This is a genomic window from Alcaligenes sp. YSL9, assembly GCF_030515105.1.
In the GTDB taxonomy this organism is placed as follows: domain Bacteria; phylum Pseudomonadota; class Gammaproteobacteria; order Burkholderiales; family Burkholderiaceae_B; genus Alcaligenes; species Alcaligenes phenolicus.
On record NZ_JALXJU010000002.1, the window covers coordinates 890,696 to 908,442 of the forward strand.

At 58.8% G+C, this 17,747-nt stretch carries 18 protein-coding genes; 9 read left to right on the plus strand and 9 right to left on the minus strand.

Annotation, left to right across the window (positions count from 1 at the left end):
* Positions 1-29: 29 nt before the first annotated feature.
* The 3 genes from M2Q46_RS12230 to M2Q46_RS12240 all read right to left on the minus strand — a co-directional run bounded on the left by M2Q46_RS12230 (position 30) and on the right by M2Q46_RS12240 (position 3,139).
* Positions 30-902, minus strand: a complete 873-nt coding sequence (locus M2Q46_RS12230) for a transporter (RefSeq protein ID WP_060186149.1) — start codon at positions 900-902, stop codon at positions 30-32.
* 63 nt (positions 903-965) lie between these two features.
* The gene (locus M2Q46_RS12235; protein ID WP_021447061.1) at positions 966-2,456 is read right to left on the minus strand and encodes an aldehyde dehydrogenase; all 1,491 of its coding nucleotides are present in this window, start codon (positions 2,454-2,456) and stop codon (positions 966-968) included.
* A gap of 125 nt (positions 2,457-2,581) precedes the next feature.
* Complete coding sequence (locus M2Q46_RS12240) at positions 2,582-3,139, minus strand: methylated-DNA--[protein]-cysteine S-methyltransferase (RefSeq protein ID WP_009462720.1); 558 nt, start codon at positions 3,137-3,139, stop codon at positions 2,582-2,584.
* A 792-nt stretch (positions 3,140-3,931) separates the two neighbouring features.
* On the opposite strand from M2Q46_RS12240, the gene M2Q46_RS12245 reads away from it, so the two are divergent.
* On the plus strand, positions 3,932-4,084 hold the full coding sequence (locus M2Q46_RS12245; protein ID WP_302357319.1) for a hypothetical protein: 153 nt from the start codon (positions 3,932-3,934) through the stop codon (positions 4,082-4,084).
* Between the two features lie 72 nt (positions 4,085-4,156).
* On the opposite strand, the gene M2Q46_RS12250 is transcribed toward M2Q46_RS12245, so the two are convergent.
* From M2Q46_RS12250 to M2Q46_RS12275, 6 genes are all read right to left on the minus strand, one after another.
* A complete protein-coding gene (locus tag M2Q46_RS12250) occupies positions 4,157-5,062 on the minus strand; it encodes a dihydrodipicolinate synthase family protein (RefSeq protein WP_137430809.1) in 906 nt (301 codons plus the stop codon).
* A gap of 14 nt (positions 5,063-5,076) precedes the next feature.
* Positions 5,077-5,745, minus strand: a complete 669-nt coding sequence (locus tag M2Q46_RS12255) for an amino acid ABC transporter permease (RefSeq protein ID WP_009462726.1) — start codon at positions 5,743-5,745, stop codon at positions 5,077-5,079.
* A gap of 12 nt (positions 5,746-5,757) precedes the next feature.
* On the minus strand, positions 5,758-6,429 hold the full coding sequence (locus M2Q46_RS12260; protein ID WP_021447063.1) for an amino acid ABC transporter permease: 672 nt from the start codon (positions 6,427-6,429) through the stop codon (positions 5,758-5,760).
* A gap of 8 nt (positions 6,430-6,437) precedes the next feature.
* Positions 6,438-7,169 carry an amino acid ABC transporter ATP-binding protein gene (locus tag M2Q46_RS12265; RefSeq protein WP_302357320.1) on the minus strand — a complete coding sequence of 244 codons (732 nt, stop codon included), beginning with the start codon at positions 7,167-7,169 and terminating at the stop codon, positions 6,438-6,440.
* An 87-nt stretch (positions 7,170-7,256) separates the two neighbouring features.
* Positions 7,257-8,195 (minus strand): ABC transporter substrate-binding protein, encoded by a 939-nt coding sequence (locus M2Q46_RS12270; protein ID WP_026484057.1) that lies wholly within the window; start codon positions 8,193-8,195, stop codon positions 7,257-7,259.
* Positions 8,196-8,448: 253 nt separating this feature from the next.
* Positions 8,449-9,357: a LysR substrate-binding domain-containing protein gene (locus M2Q46_RS12275; protein ID WP_083054310.1), complete on the minus strand. Its 909-nt coding sequence runs from the start codon at positions 9,355-9,357 to the stop codon at positions 8,449-8,451.
* A gap of 150 nt (positions 9,358-9,507) precedes the next feature.
* On the opposite strand from M2Q46_RS12275, the gene M2Q46_RS12280 reads away from it, so the two are divergent.
* From M2Q46_RS12280 to M2Q46_RS12315, 8 genes are all read left to right on the plus strand, one after another.
* Positions 9,508-10,521, plus strand: a complete 1,014-nt coding sequence (locus M2Q46_RS12280) for an ABC transporter substrate-binding protein (protein WP_009462736.1) — start codon at positions 9,508-9,510, stop codon at positions 10,519-10,521.
* A 67-nt stretch (positions 10,522-10,588) separates the two neighbouring features.
* Positions 10,589-11,350 (plus strand): ABC transporter ATP-binding protein, encoded by a 762-nt coding sequence (locus M2Q46_RS12285; protein WP_009462739.1) that lies wholly within the window; start codon positions 10,589-10,591, stop codon positions 11,348-11,350.
* Positions 11,350-12,168, plus strand: coding sequence for an ABC transporter permease (locus M2Q46_RS12290; RefSeq protein ID WP_021447064.1), 819 nt, complete (start codon positions 11,350-11,352; stop codon positions 12,166-12,168). Before M2Q46_RS12285 ends, M2Q46_RS12290 begins: the two co-directional genes overlap by 1 nt.
* A gap of 2 nt (positions 12,169-12,170) precedes the next feature.
* Entirely contained in the window at positions 12,171-13,679 is a 1,509-nt protein-coding gene (locus M2Q46_RS12295) for an amidohydrolase family protein (RefSeq protein WP_088451356.1), read from the plus strand.
* Positions 13,680-13,801: 122 nt separating this feature from the next.
* Positions 13,802-15,169, plus strand: coding sequence for a dihydroorotase family protein (locus M2Q46_RS12300; protein ID WP_009462747.1), 1,368 nt, complete (start codon positions 13,802-13,804; stop codon positions 15,167-15,169).
* Complete coding sequence (locus tag M2Q46_RS12305) at positions 15,166-16,428, plus strand: Zn-dependent hydrolase (RefSeq protein WP_302357322.1); 1,263 nt, start codon at positions 15,166-15,168, stop codon at positions 16,426-16,428. Before M2Q46_RS12300 ends, M2Q46_RS12305 begins: the two co-directional genes overlap by 4 nt.
* 1 nt (position 16,429) lies before the next feature.
* Positions 16,430-17,068 (plus strand): flavin reductase family protein, encoded by a 639-nt coding sequence (locus tag M2Q46_RS12310; RefSeq protein WP_060186140.1) that lies wholly within the window; start codon positions 16,430-16,432, stop codon positions 17,066-17,068.
* Between the two features lie 7 nt (positions 17,069-17,075).
* Positions 17,076-17,741 (plus strand): aspartate/glutamate racemase family protein, encoded by a 666-nt coding sequence (locus tag M2Q46_RS12315; RefSeq protein ID WP_115635294.1) that lies wholly within the window; start codon positions 17,076-17,078, stop codon positions 17,739-17,741.
* Positions 17,742-17,747: the final 6 nt, after the last annotated feature.

The window sequence follows — 17,747 nt, forward strand, 5'->3', positions numbered from 1 at the left end:
GATGTCTCTCCTCATGGGCGTCCACGCTGTCAGAACGCATAGGCATAACGGAATTGCAGGCCGCGCATGCGCGGGCCATTCTCGACTTTCAAATCATGGATGTACTGCAATTGCACCTGGTGAGCGTCAGTCAACTGGTGGGTGATCTCGGCGGCCAACTGGTGGTTACGTGCACGCGTCGCCGTGGTCTGGCCATTGACCCGCTCACGGCCACCTGTCTCGTAGCGGTAGCGCATACCCACGTAGGTCTTTTCAGTCAGGTTGGTTGAAACCAGGGCCATCAGGCGGATTGCCGTGTCTTTTTTCAGGGTCTGGCCGTAGTAGTTCTTGTTGTTGCCAAAGAACTCGAATTCCGCCACACCTTCAATAAAGGAAGACTCCCCAAAGCCTTTCACAATCGCAAAGTCCTGGATGGTGCTCCAGCGGTTCTTGCCGGAAGACACATCGGCCTGCGAGCCGTGGTAACGACCTGTAGGAGCCGTAATGAAAGGCTCCCACGCGAACCAGAAACGGTTTTCCGGATCGTTGTGCAGCCACACGGCCGCACCGGCAGTCACATCACCAATCCCGGTCATGCGATCCCGGTCTTGCCCTGGAACATCCAGCGTGTTGCGAAAACCGGGCACGATCAGCTCGTACTGCACCGTCTTGCCGGCCAGTTCGCGAAAGTGCATCTGGCGGTAAATCATGCCTTGCACATTCAGCTTGGGGCTATCGCCAATTCGTGAACCCTGATCATAAAAACCGTGCGACTTCAGGCCCATCATGTAGACCGCCAGGATGTTGGTCCCTACCGGAGCAGGAATCCAGTCCCGCGCACTGGGGTCGCCCGCAAAGGCGGCACCGGCACTGACGCCGCTCAAGGCCAAGGCCAGAGCGGTCCGCTGCAAAATTGCATACATTATTGTTGTCTCCTCAAAGAGGCGCGAACGGTATCGTTATTGTGTTCGCGCCTTTATCCCTAGCTAGGCTGCCGGGTAGGCCATGCAGACCGATTTGGTCTCCAGGTAAGCCTCTACCGCAGCGCGCCCGTGCTCCCGACCCAGGCCGGACTGCTTGTAGCCACCAAAGGGCATGCTGGGGTCCAGCATGTTGTGGGTGTTGACCCACACAGTTCCGGCCTTGATACCAGCGGTCAAACGCTGGACGCGGGCCAGATCCTGACTCCAGACGCTGGCACCCAGGCCAAAGTCTGTATCGTTGGCCAACTGCAGTGCCTGCGCCTCGGTATCAAACGGGGTCGCGACCACCACGGGACCAAAGATTTCTTCACGCATGATGCGAGCATCAGGAGCCACATCGGCAAACACGGTGGGGCGTACAAAGTAGCCCTGCTCGGGGCGAGCACCCTCACCTGCCAACATGCGACCGCCTTGCTGGCGACCCACATCGATATAGTTCTGCACGCGCTGCTGATGACGGGCGGAAATCAGCGGAGCAATCTGGGTGGACTGCTCAAAGCCCGATCCCAGAGTCATGGAAGAAGCCAGATCGGCTACGCCCTGCACCACGCGCTCGTAAATGCCTTTTTGCACGAACAGACGCGAGCCGGCAGTACATACCTGGCCCTGGTTAAAGAAGATGGCGTTGGCCGCACCTTGAATGGCCATGTCCACATCGCAATCGTCCATGATGACCACGGGGGATTTGCCGCCCAGCTCCAGAGACATGCGCTTCATGTCATTGACGGCCTGATGACCGATCAACTTGCCCACTTCCGTGGAGCCGGTAAAGGAGATCTTGTTCACGCCAGGGTGAGCCGTCAAAGCCGCACCTGTGCTTTCGCCACGACCCGTGATCACGTTGATCACACCGGCGGGGAAACCAGCTTCCAGAGCCAGCTCGGCCAGACGAATGGCAGTCAGCGGTGTCTCTTCAGCAGGCTTCAGAACCACGGTACAACCGGCGGCCATGGCAGGCGCAATCTTCCACACCGCCATCAGCAACGGGAAGTTCCAGGGCACGATAGCGCCCACCACACCAACCGGTTCCTGGCGGGTGTAAGCGTGGTATTTCACGCCGGGAGGAAAGCCGATGGAAGGCGAGAGCAATTCGCCATTCATCTTGGTGGCCCAGCCAGCCATGTAGCGCAGCCATTGTGCGCTGGCCGCCACTTCCAGGCCGTAGGAGAAGAACAGCAGCTTGCCGTTGTTCAGGGTTTCCAGACGAGCCAGCTCATCCGCGTGGGATTCAATCAAATCAGCCAAACGCAACAAGAGGCGCTCGCGCTGAGCGGGCAACATCTGAGCCCATTCGCCCTGCTCCAGAGCCTGGCGCGCAGCACGCACGGCCAGATCCACGCCTTGAGCACCGGCCTCGGGCTGGTGCGCAATCACTTGTCCCGTTGCGGGATCGTAGACGGGAATCGTGGGCCCTTGAGATTCAGTGACGGGTTTGCCGTCAATAATCATGTGTTCGCGAATCGCCTTGCGCTCGGCTTGTACGTCCTGCCCCATAGTCTGTCTCCACACGGAATAGTTGATTCTTAACGAATCCAGTATAGGGACGAGGACAAGCCCGGACTTGTGATTCTGTGCACGGAGGCTTGTTGATTTGGGTACGGAGTGAGCCCTGTCCTGCTTTAGAACAAATCCAGCTGGGCGGGCATGCTGGCCTGGATGTCGCCCGTGCCCGTCAAATGCACACGGCGTTCAAAGTCCAGCAGGCTGGCCTTGCGATGCAAGCCGGAGCTAAAGCCGGTCAACATGCCATTGGCGCCTTGCACGCGGTGACACGGCACGATAATGCTGATGGGATTGAGGCCGCAGGCCTGGCCCACAGCACGGACCGCCTTGGGACGGCCCAGATGTTCGGCCATCTGGCCATAGGTCCAGGTCTGACCATAGGGAATAGTCAGCAAGGCCTGCCAGACCTGTTGCTGAAACTCTGTCCCTTGCAGGCTGAAAGGCAGATCAAACTGCTGCAGCTTGCCGGCAAAATACGCGTCCAGTTGAGTCTGCACGGGCTCGGCCAAAGCAGGTTCCGGGATCAGCCCGGCCAGTTGCTCGGGTGTCAGACCATGTACGGTCTCTTCCTCGAAGTCCAGACGCAGCAAGGCTCCTTGAGCGTCCACCAGCAGACGCATTGCCCCTAAAGGCGTATCAAAGCAGGCAGTACGCAGCCCGACATAGGCAAACATGGCAATCCCAATCCAAGGGCAGAATGTCTGATCATACTGCGCGGCTCCAGCCACTCCAAAAACTCTGGCAACACCCAGGCAGGCTAGAGGCCAACTCCTGATCAAAGGCTTTTCAACCCAAAGCCGCCTGGCCGTTGCACCTCTCGTCCTTGTACCAACTCCTTATGCGCCTATAAAAGCGCCTGAGTGAGCAAGAAAACCTAAAAGAACAAGAGACTGAGACAACAACAATCACCGTGACAAGCGCATTGGCTCTGGCGTCAAAGACGCATGACAAGCTCCCGATTACGCACAACATTTTGTTGAGCTGGATATCCTGAGCAAGGTTCATGCTCCCATGAAGTGCCTGGCTCTCAATAGTTAGTGCTTGGCTCCTATTTTTGCGTCCCCCCACACCCACCGCTAACTATTGAGAGCGACGATCCACACGCAAACCTCTCCCTCCTCAAGTCCCTCACACCGCGACAGCAACCCAAAGAGCCACATACCGCCAGACTCCAAAAGGAGGAAGGGCTCATATTGATAGTCATTGTGAGCCGGTCTGGGCCGGGGGCCGTCCTCTGGGCGATTCAGGCTTCTTGCCGCAGGCAGGCTTGCTATTCGGGGTACAAGCGCCCTGCTGATTGAGCGAAATGCTTGTGCCTTGTCCGGGGGACAAGGCACTTTCGCGAGTTCAGGGCGCGCCCGAATAGCAAGCCTGACCAGGGCACCGGTGCGCAGCACCGGCAAGGAGCCAAGCCCGGAGGACGGCCCCCGGCCCAGACCGGCGTTTTCACGAGACACTATCTAAACATGCAGGCTCTCTGCGCTCCTTGTCTCACAAACCTTCTGCTCTGCACACAAACAGCGCCACTCCCCAACGCTCAGGAAACTGAAGAAGAAGAAGAAGAAGAAGAAGAAGAAGAAGAAGAAGAAGAAGCGCAAGCAAAAAAACCGGGTAAATAACGCCGGGGCCCCCCAGACGTTATTTACCCGGCAAATCCAACAAATGCAGCAGTTACTCAAGAACAGCAAGGTTTAAACGGTTTGCACACCCTTGGCGGACAAGTCTAGACCCACACGGCGCACCACAGCCTCAAACTCGTCCCGGCTGATATGGTCCAGAGCCGTCGCCGGATCACGCGTCGCATCGCAGGCGATGATGCCACGGCGCATATAGGAATACTTGCGCAAGGCCAGTGCCACCAAAGGCTGAAACTCGTAACGAATCAGCGAGCAGTAACGATCGAACACACGTGCAGCTTCTTCCTGTTCGCCCTGACGGTGCAAGGCATAGACCTTGAGCAGAATCTCCGGGAAGGAGAAGCCGGTGACCACGCCATCGGCCCCCCGTTGCAGCTCTTCCAGAAAATGCATGCCACCCAGGCCACTCAAGATCGGTAAGGCATCGCCTGACAAACCCCGCACAGCGGTAATTTTTTGGCCAACAGGCGGATCCTCTGAGTTCAAAATGGACACACCTGCCTCTGCCTTCAAACGCACAGCCAAGGCCGGACTGATGCGGGCAGCAAACAGTTCCGGGAAGTCGTGAATGACCACCGGCAAACGAATAGCCTGCACAATCTGGCGGTAAAAGGACACCTGCATATCGTCATCCGCCCCCGCCAAGGGAGCGACAAAAATCGCATCGGCCCCCAGATCTTCAGCGCTGCGAGCCTGCTCCACCGCCGCTGCCGTTCCCATGGCCCGCACCCCCACCCAGACCGGCACCGCACCGCGCACTGCCGCCACGACGGTTTCAATAACACGCCGACGCTCGAACGTACTGAGCTTGTGCAGTTCACCCATCACTCCCAAAATCGCCAAGCCGTGAATACCGGCTTCCAGCTGGAAATTCACCAGACTGACCAGGCTTTGCAAATCCAGCTCGCCACCCGGTTTGAAGGGAGTGGGGCAAATGGAAAAGACACCTTTATTTTTCATAATTACGCTTAGGCTCAACGTGGAATAACAAATGGCTTTTGCATACGCGAAATCATGCGTACCAAGGGCCAGAGAAGAATAAAGTAAATCAGCGCAGCGGCCACCAGCGGGGTCTGGCTATAGGTCTCGCCCTGCACGATCTGGGCCGAACGCAGCAGTTCAGGCAAGGCCACAGCCGAAGCAATCGAAGTCTGCTTGATGGCTTCCAGCGTGTTGCTGGCCAGATCCGGAATTACATTGCGCACACCTTGGGGCACAACCACATAGGCCATGGCCTGACGGGCGTTCAAGCCGGTCGAGCGCGCCGCCTCGTTCTGGCCGGGGGACACCGACTCCAGCCCGGCACGGAAAATCTCCGCGAAGTAACCACTGCTGTTCAAAACCAGCGCCAGCACCGTGGCGGAAAACTCATTCAAGGGCAGGCCCAGGAACGGCAGACCGTAGTAAATGAAGATCAGCAGCACCAAAGGCGGGAAGGCGCGGAAAAAATCCACGTACAGCAGAATCAGGCGGTTCAGCCAGCGATGTTGCTGATAATGCAGGCAAGCGATCACCAGACCCAGCAAGGCAGCCAGCGGCACGATGATCACCGAGAGCTTGACGGTCAGCCACAAGCCCTGAAGCAGCAAGGGCCAACTGGCGGCAAGAATCTTCGGGTTCAGAAAAGTATCGATCAGTTCCATAGCGCGTCACTCCTACGACTTGATCGCATAGCGCCGTTCCAGCACCCTCGTCAGATGAACGAAGGGGAAGAAAATCAGGCAGAACAAAATGGCCCCGGCCGTAAAGGCGGTGGGGTTGGCGATGTTGGACTGGATATTGCTGGACACATTAAGGAGCTCAGGCACGGCAATCACCGAGCCCAAGGTGGTGCCTTTGGTAATCCCGATGGCGCGATTGGTCAGTGGTGGAATCGCCAGGCGCACGGCTTGCGGCAGGATGATGGCAAACAGCGTCTGACTGAAACCCATGCCGGTGGAGCGGCCCGCTTCCCACTGCCCCGTAGGCACTGAAGCAATGCCAGACCAGAAGATTTCTTCTGCAAAGGCAGACAACACCAGGCTCAAGGCCAGCACCGTGGCGGGTACGGGCTCAATCACAATCCCCAGGGACGGCAAAGCGAAGAACACCAGCACAATAATGACCAGCTGCGGAATCGCACGGAACACGTCCACATACAAGGTCATCAAGATATTGACGGGACGCCAGCCGTAGCAACGCAACACGGCCAGACCCAGACCCAGGACGGTGCCCAGAATCACGGTCATCACAGCCATTTGCAGCGTGACCCAAAAGCCCTGCATGATCTCGGGCAGATGGGGGCTGATCAGCGTCCAGTTAAAGAAGTAATAAACAATCTGATCCATGGCCGACCTCAGTTCATGCGGCTCAGAAAATCCTGAATACGCTTGTGACGCGGCTTACACAGAATTTCATCGGGACTGCCCTGGTCCAGAATCACGCCCTGGTCCATGAACACAATGCGGTCCCCTACTTCGCGGGCAAACTGCATTTCGTGCGTAACAATCACCATGGTCATGCCCGCATCGCGGGTGCGTTTCATCACGTTCAGCACTTCACCGACCAGTTCCGGGTCCAGACCCGAGGTAGGCTCGTCAAACAGCATGACTTTGGGCTCCAGCGCCAGCGCGCGGGCAATGCCCACCCGCTGCTGCTGGCCGCCGGACAACTGGCTGGGATAGTGTTCGATACGCTGGGCCAGACCCACCTGTTCCAGATGATGGCGGGCCTGCTCTTCGGCCTGCGCCTTGGGCACTTTTTTCACCTTGCGCAGCGCCAGCACCACATTGCCCAGCGCCGTCATATGCGGGTACAGGTGTATGCCCTGAAACACCATGCCTATGTTCTGGCGCACCTGGTTCAGGTCGGTGCGCGGACAGGTCACATCACTGCCAGCCACCACAATCGTGCCGCTGGTCGGGGTTTCCAGACGGTTGATGCAGCGCAGACAGGTACTTTTGCCCGAGCCCGAGCCGCCAATCATCACGACAACTTCGCCGGTGTTGACGCTCAGGTCTATGCCTTTAAGAATTTCGGCCTGCCCAAACGATTTGCGCAAGCCCTGGATGCGGACAATTTCACTCATGGTCGCTCCTTGACCGCCTGCCAGTCGGGCAGGCGGGGACCGGCCCCTGCAGGGCCATATAGCTAGAGAAACAGCGCGAAGGCGCTTTTAAGGACGGGAGCAGTCGGGGGTGTGCTCGGTGGGCTCGTAGCCAGGGAAGTCGGGCACGCCATAGCCGGGGAAAATCACCGTCATGGCCGTACCAGCATTGGGTTCCGTACCGAACCACTTCACATGCAGCTTGGACAGGGAGCCGTCCTGCTTCATGCATTCCAGCACTTCATCCACGCGATTACGCAGGGCCGTGTCGTCCTTGCGGAAGGCAAAGGCATAGTTAGCCTCGGTGGTCATGTCGTAGACCGGGGCCAGTGCGGGGGTCTGGGTGGCGATATAGCGTGCCAAAGGAGTCTCGGACATATTGGCAAAGGCGCGACCAATAGCTACGGCCTGCACAGCATCCGTGTTCTTGTTGAAGCGCTGGATCTTGTAGCCGTATTTTTCCTGATTGTCCTGCAACCAACGGTCCGAGAAGCTGCCGTTATTGACGGCAATGGTCTTGCCTTTCAGGTCTTCCAGCGCATTGACGGTCGCGCCCTTTTTAGCCAGAAAGCTCAGGCCGCCCGCCATATACGGCTCGGCAAACAGCATTTGCTCCGCACGTTCACGTGTGGTGTTGGTGGGAGCCGCCACCATGTCGTAACGACTGGAAAACAAGCCAGCAAAAATAGCGGAAAACGGGGTGTCGATGACCTCCGCCCCCTCGTAACCCATGCGTCGGGCCACTTCCTGGGTCAGATCATTGGAAAAGCCATCCAGCTTGCCATCGGTGCCGCGCATGAAAAACGGAACCAGGCCCACGTCTGCAGCCACCTTGAACATCTTGCCCTGATTGGGGTTGACCGCATGAGCGGGCAGGCTCAAGGCCACGCCGGCAGCCAATGTGGCCAGCATCAAGCCAGCTTTGCTGCTGACACGTCCCCAGCGGGACAGGGTGTTTTTGCGGGATACAGCCGCAGCCAACGGGGCGATTGTGTATACGCCTTGCATAAGGTCTCCTTGCCATCCATTTTCTGTTTGTAGTGCTTTAATTCTAGGATTGGCAAAACCTTGATGTCATATGCTTTTTTATTAACCCTTCATAACACAGGGTTAAGCAAATACCCGTACCCCTTATACGCGGCGCAATACGCGAACACGCACATTTCCCGACGGTCGCCCTTGATAAGGGTAAGTCTCCCCCTGGAGAGGCCGCCAAGCAAAAGCGCAGCGTGGGGGGACGATGTATTTATGGATGAATCACTCAGGCCCAGCCTGCCCGCATCCCTCGGGAGGCGGTAGAAATGACCACTTTCATGAAGTCGTGAGCCAATTGCGACACCGGCACCACATTGGAATGCAGCATGTGCAAAGGCATGGTGGTGCGCGGATTAATGGGGCGTACCACCACATCCGGCCAGACCCGGCCTGCCACGGCCAGCTCGTCCACAATTGCAATCCCGGCTCCAGCCTGCACCATGGCACAGGCAATATGCGTCAAACGCACTTCTACCGCCAGTTGCGGCACACCAGGACGGTTACCAAATAACTGCTGCACCATCTGGCCATAAGGAGTGTCATTGCCATAACCAATCAGGTCCAGCCCTTCCAGATCGCTGGCGTCCAGCTCCTGCTTGTCGGCCAGCGGATGGCTGGCTGGCAACACCGCCACCAGATGGTTTTCATAAATGGATTGGGCATGCAAGCTGGGATGCGTCAGCGGCACGATAGCCACACCGACCTCGGCCTGCTGGGTGACCAAAGCCTGTACCAGATCACTGGAAATCAGCGTGCGCACATACACCTTCACGTCCGGGAATGCCTGGCGAAAACGCGTCACCGCCATGGGGATCAAGGTCTGGCCCAGACTGGGGCTGACGGCAATGTGCAAGCTGCCGTGGCGCTTTTCGATCAGGTCGGTGGCCACCTCGTTTACCCGCTGCACGCTGTTATGAACCTGCTCCACTTCCTGATAGAGCCGACGCGCCTCGGGCGTGGGGTACAGACGCCCCTTGATGCGCTCGAACAGCACCAGACCAATACGCGATTCGGTATAGGACAGCAGGCGGCTGATGGCCGGTTGCGACACGTTCAGCAATTGCGCCGCCTTGCTGATGGAACCGGTCAGCATGATCGCGCGAAAAACCTCGATTTGACGAAGATTGAGCAGCATCCCTTAACGTAGCCTTATGTTTCGAGCACAAATAAGCATAAGACATTTTGATTTGCCTATGTTTCAATTTTTTCAAGCTGCCATCCCGGCGCGCCTTGATCGCAACGGGCTTACAGAGCGGCTTCATAACTACGACACGGAGACAAAATCATGCAAACCCTGCTTGCTCGCACCCTGGCGGTGCTGGGCTTGGGACTGGCCGCCGCTGCGCCCGCCGCCCACGCCGCTGACAACGTTCATCTCATGCTGGACTTCATCCCCACCGGCGACTATGCCCCGTATTACTCGGGCATTGCCAACGGGATTTACGAAAAACACGGCATCAACCTGAAGATTACCCGTGGCACCGGTTCGGGTGACACAGTTCTGAAAGTGGCTGGCGGCGCGGCCGATATTGGCTTGGCCGATATTTCCGCCATTCTGACCTCGCGTCAGAACAGCCAGACTCCCATCAAGGCCATTGCTTCCACCTTCTCGCACTCGGCCCATTCCCTGTTTGTGCGCAAAGACTCGGGTATTACCGATTTCTCCGGCCTGGAAGGCAAGAAAATTGCCGTCTCGCCCGGTAACAGCCACAAGCTTTACTTCCCCATGGTGGCGCGCAAGGCCAACACCGATCCCGACAAGATTCAGTGGGTGACCGTTGACGGCTCCTCCATGGCACCGCTGCTGATCAACGGCAAAGTGGACGCCGCTCCTTTCCTGGCCACCAACTACTACTACCAGAACAAGCAGGCCAAGCGTTTTGGCAAGGAAATCGTGGTGCTGCCCTTTAGCGACCAGGGTTTCAACATCTACGCCCTGTCCGTATTCGCCACCGACAAGACACTGACCGAGCGCCCACAAATGGTGCAGAACTTCCTGGACGCCACCATCGAAGCCTGGGAAGCCGCCCGCAAGGACCCGGACACGGCTTGTCAGGCCCACGTAAAGGCCAACCCGGAAATCGACCTTGATGACTGCATGGGCAACCTGAACGCGGTGCTGGGCTACATCTACACCGATTTCAGTGCCGAGCACGGAGTAGGCAGCCTGGAAGAAGGCCGCATGAAAAACACCTACGAGGCCGTTGCAGAAGCCCAAAGCCTGGATCCCGCCTGGGACTATCACCAAGCCTACGACACCCAGTTCATCGTCAAGGCCAACGGCACGGCCAAGCCCTGAGCTGAACTGATTTTCGCGCGTGCTCCGGCTTGGCCCAGGCGGGCCGGCGCGCGCCTAGGAGCGCATTGTGATACGCATTCAAGACGTCAACCTGATCTACGGTCGTAATACCGAGCGAGAGACTCAGGCGCTGAAACAAATCAATCTGGACATCCAGGACAACGAAATCATTGCCATTGTCGGCGCTTCGGGCTGTGGGAAATCCACGCTGCTACGCCTGATCGCCGGCTTGCTGATGCCCACCACCGGCACCGTCAGCATTGATGATGAAATCGTTGCCCACCCCCGCCAGGACACCGGCATCGTGTTCCAGGCCCCGACGCTGGTGCCGTGGGCCAATATTCTGGACAACACCCTCTTGCCATCGAGCATCATGGGTCGCCTGGACGATCAGGCCCGCAGCCGCGCCACGCGCCTGCTCACTACCGCCGGGCTGGGCAATTTTCTGCACCACCACCCAAAGCAATTGTCCGGTGGGATGCAACAACGCGTAGCCATTTGCCGCGCCCTGGTCCACAACCCCAAAGTCGTGCTGATGGATGAGCCCTTCGGCGCCCTGGACGCACTGACACGCGAAACCATGACGCTGGAGCTGCTGCGCCTTTGGTACGAAGACCCCAAAACCATTGTCTTTGTGACGCACTCGATTTCTGAAGCCGTCATGCTGGGCCACCGCATCGTGGTCATGTCGCCGCGCCCCGGCCAGATTACCGAAATTCTGGACGTGAACCTGCCCCGCGAACGCGACTTTTCCCTGGTGGGCACGCCCGAATTTACGCGCTGTGCCGCTGCCGTCCGTGAACTCATTTTCCAACACGAGGTGGCTTGATGAGCGAGCAAACTCAAACCCTGGGCGCCGCGCCCGTGCGCAAGCGACGACTGCGTCTGCGCGATTTCAATGAAATTACCGTCCCGGCCATCACCCTGATTGCCGTGGTCATCCTGTGGGAGCTGGCCAGCCGCCTGTTTGATATCCCTGAATACCTGGTGCCTGCTCCCTCGCGCATCTGGGCCGATTCCATGCAAATGAAAGAGGCCATGCTGATGCACACGCTGGTGTCCACGCGCACCATCATGCTGGGCTTTTTGCTGTCGATTGTGATCAGCTTTCCGCTAGCCGTGCTGATTACCTACTCGCGCTTTTTCGAGCAGGCCATCTACCCGCTGCTGATCCTGACCCAGTCCATCCCCAAGGTGGCCCTGGCTCCGATTCTGGTCATTATCTTTGGACCCACTGAGCTGCCACGCGTCGTGGTGACTTTTCTGGTGGCCTTCTTCCCGCTGGTGATCTCCATGACCTCCGGCCTGCTGGCGGCCCCGCCCGAGCTGATCGAGCTGGTCCGTGCCTGCCGCGCCACCCGCTTGCAAGAGTTTTTCCGCATTCGCCTGCCCTTTGCCGTGCCCTTTATTTTCTCGGGTCTGAAAGTGGCCATCACCTTGTCCGTGGTGGGTGCAGTAGTCGGTGAATTTGTAGCCGCTGACCAAGGTCTGGGCTACTTGATCACCACCTCTACAGCCTTCTTCAAGACACCGGTTGCCTTTGGCGCCATGGCGATCTTGTCCGTGTTGGGCATTGTGTTCTTCCAGGTGATTTCTGCCGCCGAACGCATCCTGTTCCCTTGGGCAATCAAGGACAATCGGAGCTGATCATGACATCAAGTTATACCGTCATCCGTGGGGGCCTGGTGCTGGCCCACGCCCAAGCCAAGGCCGAACCTCTGGACATTCTGATCAAGAATGGCGAGATCGAAGCCATGGGCCCGCCCGGCCTGCCCGCACCGTCTGAAGCCACAGTCGTGCAAGCGGATGACCAACTGCTGCACCCTGGCCTGATCAACGCCCACACCCACGGCCACGGCACCTATGCCAAAGCCATGGGGGATCGCTGGTCGCTGGAGCTTTTATTGACGGCTGGCCCCTGGATCAATGGCGACCGCCATCTGGAAGACAAATACCTGAGCACTCAGTTGAACGCGGCAGAAATGCTGCTCAAAGGCTGTACCGCCAGCTACGACCTGTACTCCGAAATCCCGGTCCCGACGGCGGAAGGCATGAACGCGGTTGCCCAGGCCTATGTGGATGCCGGTATGCGAGCCACGGTAGCGCCCATGATGGCGGACCTGTCCTTTTACCAGTCCGTCCCCGGCCTGATCGAAGCCCTACCGGAAGAGCTGCAAAAGTTCGTGGTCCAACTGGCCCCCCAGTCGTTCCGGGCTACGCTCTCGGGCCTGACGGACTTTCTGGATCAGCAGCGCAACCCCGACCGCATTCGCGTGGCCTTGGCCCCGACCATTCCCATGCTGTGCTCGGACGAGTTCCTGCAAACCTGCGGTGAAATCAGCGCGGAGCGCAATATCGGCCTGCACAGCCACGTTGGCGAGTCCTATGTGCAAGCCCTGACCGGCATGAAACGCTATGGCACCACCATTGTTCAGCATCTGAACAAACTGGGCCTGATCTCGCCCCGTTTCACCCTGGCGCACGCCATCTGGCTGGACGAGCGCGACCTGGACATTCTGGCCGAACGCGGTGCCATGGTGGCCCACAACCCCGGCAGCAATATGCGTTTAGGTAATGGAATTGCCGATGTGAACTCCATGCTGGAACGCGGCATTACCGTGGGCCTGGGCACGGACGGCTCCAATAGTGGCGATAACCAGAATATGTACGAGGCCATGCGTCTAGCCTCCTTCTCGTCCAAGGTGCGCGGCCCGGATACAGAACGCTGGGTCACAACCGCACAAGCGCTGTACGCCGCCACCGAAGGCAGCGCCCGCTGCCTGGGCATGGGCGAGCAGTTGGGGCGTCTGGAACCGGGTCGCAAGGCCGACATCGTGTTTCTGGATCTGGCTCATATCAACTGGATTCCGCATAACAACACGGTCAATCAGCTGGTGCATCTGGAAGACGGGCTGGCGCTGCGCCATGTCATGGTCGACGGCCAGTTTGCCGTGCGCGACCGACAGTTAACACAAGTGAATATGCCTCGCCTGCGCCAACAAGTGGAGCAGGCCCAGGAACGCATCACACGCAATACCTACGACAAGCGCCACATCACGGAAAAACTGGCCAAAGCCGTAGGTTCGTTCTGTCTGTGCCTGGGCCACGACCGCTATCACGTACAGCGCTGGGCGCACTCCAAGCAAGACTTAACATGACGTTATGTTTTACCGATAAATAGGCATACGACATTCATGACTGGATTTGCTTCAATCATGGAAACGAACACGATTGCGGGCACGCGAGATGCGCGGGCCCGAGCCATCCAAGGAGGAAGATAATGAGCGACTTTGATCTGGTAGTACGAGGAAATATTGTTGAACGCGACCGCATCATCACTGACGGCTGGGTGGCCGTCCGCGAAGGCCGAGTAGCAGCCCGCGGTGTTGGCGCGGCTCCTTCGGCCCGTGAACATGTGGATGCGCGTGGCATGTGGGTCATGCCCGGCGTGCTGGACGGTCAGGTGCACTCTGGTAGCCAGGCCAATCAGGAAGGTCTGGGTTGGGCCTCGCGTGCGGCGGCCGCCGGTGGCGTGACCACCATGGTGGAAATGCCCTACGACGATCCCGAACCCGTTGCCTCCCGCCCGCAGCTGGAAGACAAGATTGCCCGCATTGAAAGCGATTGCCACGTGGACGTGGCCTGCTACGGTACATTGAACGACCAGCACGGTCTGGAAGCAGCCGCTGGCCTGATTGAAGGCGGCGTTTGCGGTTTCAAATTCTCTACCTTTGAAGCCAGCCCCAACCGCTTTCCGCGCGTGGAAGAAGACATCCTGATGGAAGCCTTCCGCCTGATTGCCCCCTCCGGCCTGGCCTGCGGTGTGCACAACCAGGACCAGGAACTGACACGCAAGAACATCAAGCGCATGGTCGAAGCCGGTGATACGGGTTGGGACGCCTTCTTGCGCGCTCACACCCCTCTGATCGAAAACCTGGCCACCAGCGCGATTTATGAAATCGGTGCTCAAACCGGTGCCCGTGCCCACGCTGTGCACGTGTCCCTGTCGCGCGGTTTTGAGATCTGCAATATGTACCGTCAGGCAGGCCACAAGGCATCCATCGAGACCTGCGTGCAGTACCTGATGCTGAACCACGAAGAACACACCCGCCGCTTCGGTGCCAAGACCAAGCACTACCCTCCCATTCGCCCCAAGGCGGAAATGGATCTGCTCTGGACCCACATTGCCAACGACGAATGTACCTTCGTGTCCTCCGACCACGTCAGCTGGGGCCTGGAGCGCAAGCAGTTTGACAATGTGTTCCAGAACTCCTCTGGTGGTCCTGGTCTGGAAACGCTGCTGCCTGCCTTCTGGACCGGCTGCGCCGAACACGGCATTTCTCCCACCATGGTCGTCAAGCAATTGTGCTGGGGCCCTGCCCAACACTTCCTGCTGGAACACCGCAAGGGTTCGCTGAATGTGGGCGCAGACGCCGACATCGTGATCGTCAAACCCGAAACCTACCGTTTTGACCCGTCCACCAGCCTGTCCGCCGTCACCTGGAGCTCCTTTGAGGACCGCGAGTTCCAAGTGCGTGTGGAAGCCACCTATGTGCGCGGCCAACTGGCCTGGGATGGCAAAACCGTACGTAACGCGGCGGGCGATGGCCAGTTCATCCGTCCGCACAAGGCAGGCGAATTGTCATGAGCCTGGCCATGCCCTTGTTGAATCAGGAACGCCTGTGGCGCAGCACCCAGGAGCTGGCCGCGTTCACGCTGCCTGACCAGCCCTGGACACGCCGCGCCTTCTCCGATCTGTTTCTGCAATCGCGTCAGTGGTTGCTACAACAGTTCGAGGAAGCGGGCCTGACCGTACGCATGGACGCCGCGGGCAATCTGATCGGTCGCCGCGAAGGGCGCAAGCCCGGACTGGCACCGATTACGACTGGCTCGCACTGCGACACCGTGATGTATGGCGGACGCTACGACGGCATCATCGGCGTGCTGGCCGGGCTGGAAGTGGCCCGTTGCCTGAACGAGCAGAACATCCAGCTGGACCATCCTTTTGAAGTAGTAGATTTTCTGTCTGAGGAGCCCAGCGACTATGGCGTATCCTGCGTAGGCAGTCGCGCCATGGGCGGGGTCTTGTCCGAAGCCATGCTGGCCGAACGCAATCCACAGGGCGAAACACTGGCGCAAGGCATTGCCCGCATCGGTGGCCGTCCCCAGGAACTAGCCCAGGCTCGTCGCGCCCCCGGTGATACCGCCGCCTTTGTCGAGTTGCATATCGAACAAGGGCCGGTACTGGAATCGCGCAATCTGCCTATCGGCGTGGTCAGCAATATCGTGGGCATTTGCCGCCATCGCATCATCATCACAGGTCGTCCGGACCATGCAGGCACCACACCCATGGACATACGCCGTGATGCTCTGGTCGGTGCCAGCCTGATCATCAGTGAAGTGGACCGCAAGGCCCGCCGGGCTCTGGGGGGACCAGACTATCTGGTCGCCACCATTGGCAACCTGAACCTGACACCCAACGCTTCCAATGCTGTACCCGGAAGGGTGGAGATGATGGTGGAAGTACGCAGCGACCGCCAGGAGCTGATGCAGAACTTCACCGAGGAACTGTTGACCCAGTTGCGCCCGGAAATCGAGGCCATGGGCCTGGGTCTGGACGCGGCGCAAGTCAGCCTGGCCAAACCCACAGACTGCACGCCCGAGGTGATGAGCATCATCGAGCAGGCTGCCAGCGCTTTGGGATACCCGAGCATGGTCATGCCTAGCGGCGCCGGTCATGATGCGGTTTACATGGCACCCAGCGGCCCCATGGGCATGATCTTCATTCCCTGCCTGAATGGTCGCAGCCATTGCCCTGAAGAATCCATCACGTCCGAGCAGCTTCTGGACGGTACGCGGGTTCTGTATCAGACCGTTGTCATGTTGGACCAGAGCCTGGAGAGCTGACATGGACTGGTCCTGTGATCAGCTTGGCGAACGCGAACGCTACCGCTTGTTGGTCAACACCGTGTTGCCGCGCCCCATTGCCCTGGTCACGACCTGTGACCAGCAGGGGCGCGTGAACACGGCCCCGTTCAGTTTTTTCAATGTGATGGGCTCGGAGCCTGCCGTACTGGCACTGGGCCTGGAAAACGATGCGCACTCTGCCGATGGTCTGAAAGACACCACCCGCAATATCCTGGCCACCGGCCAGTTTGTGGTGAACCTGATCAGCGCCAAGATGGCACGCGCCATGAACATCTGCGGCATTGCTTACCCGACCGGTCAGGCCGAGCACCTGCAGGCGGGCCTGGATCTGGCCCCCAGCGTGCAAGTGCAGCCGCCCCGTATCGCCCAATGCCCAGTGCAGTTTGAATGCCGCTTGCACACCGCGCTGGACCTGGGCCCGCTACGCCATATCGTCATTGGCGAAATCCTGCATTTGCACTGCGACGACGCCATCCTGACACCTGAAGGGCGCATTGATATAGACGCTTACGACCCAATCGGACGCATGCATGGTTCTGACTGGTATGTCGGCCTGCAAGGCCGCTTTCAGTCAGAAAAACTAAGCCACCAAAACGGGCTACCGCCCACCCAAACATAAAAACATCATGAACCGTCGCCCTCATATCTACGTTCTGAACCCCAATTCCAGCCAGATCGTAACGGATGGCCTGGACCGTGCTGTCCAGCCTCTGCGTCTGGCCGATGGCCCGGCCATCTCCTGCCTGCGCCTGCCCCAAGGCCCGGCGGGTGTACAAAGCCAGACCGATATTGACACCCTGATCCCTCACTTGCGCGCCCAGGCCCTGAGCGTCAAAGAAGACGCCGCTGCTTATGTGGTGGCCTGCTTTAGCGACCCCGGCCTGTACACCTTGCGCGAAGCAGTGGATGTGCCTGTATTGGGCATTGCCGAAACCGGCGTGCTGACTGCCTTGTCACTGGGCCAGCGTTTTGGGGTGCTGTCCATTTTGCAGGCCTCCATCCCGCGTCACCTGCGCTACTTTGGTGCAATGGGGGTGACTGATCGCCTGGCCGCCGACCTGGCTATCAATATGGGCGTGTCGGAGCTGGCTGACGAGAAAAAAGCCCTGCAACGTCTGACAGAAGTCGGCCAGCGCCTGCGCGATGAGCACGGTTCTGATGTGGTGGTGCTGGGTTGCGCTGGCATGGCCAATCAGCGCGAGGCGCTGGAACAGGCTTTGGGCATTGCCGTCGTGGAGCCCACGCAGGCCACCGTTGCGGTAGCCTTGGGCCGTTGCTTATTAGGCTGGTAAGCCTTG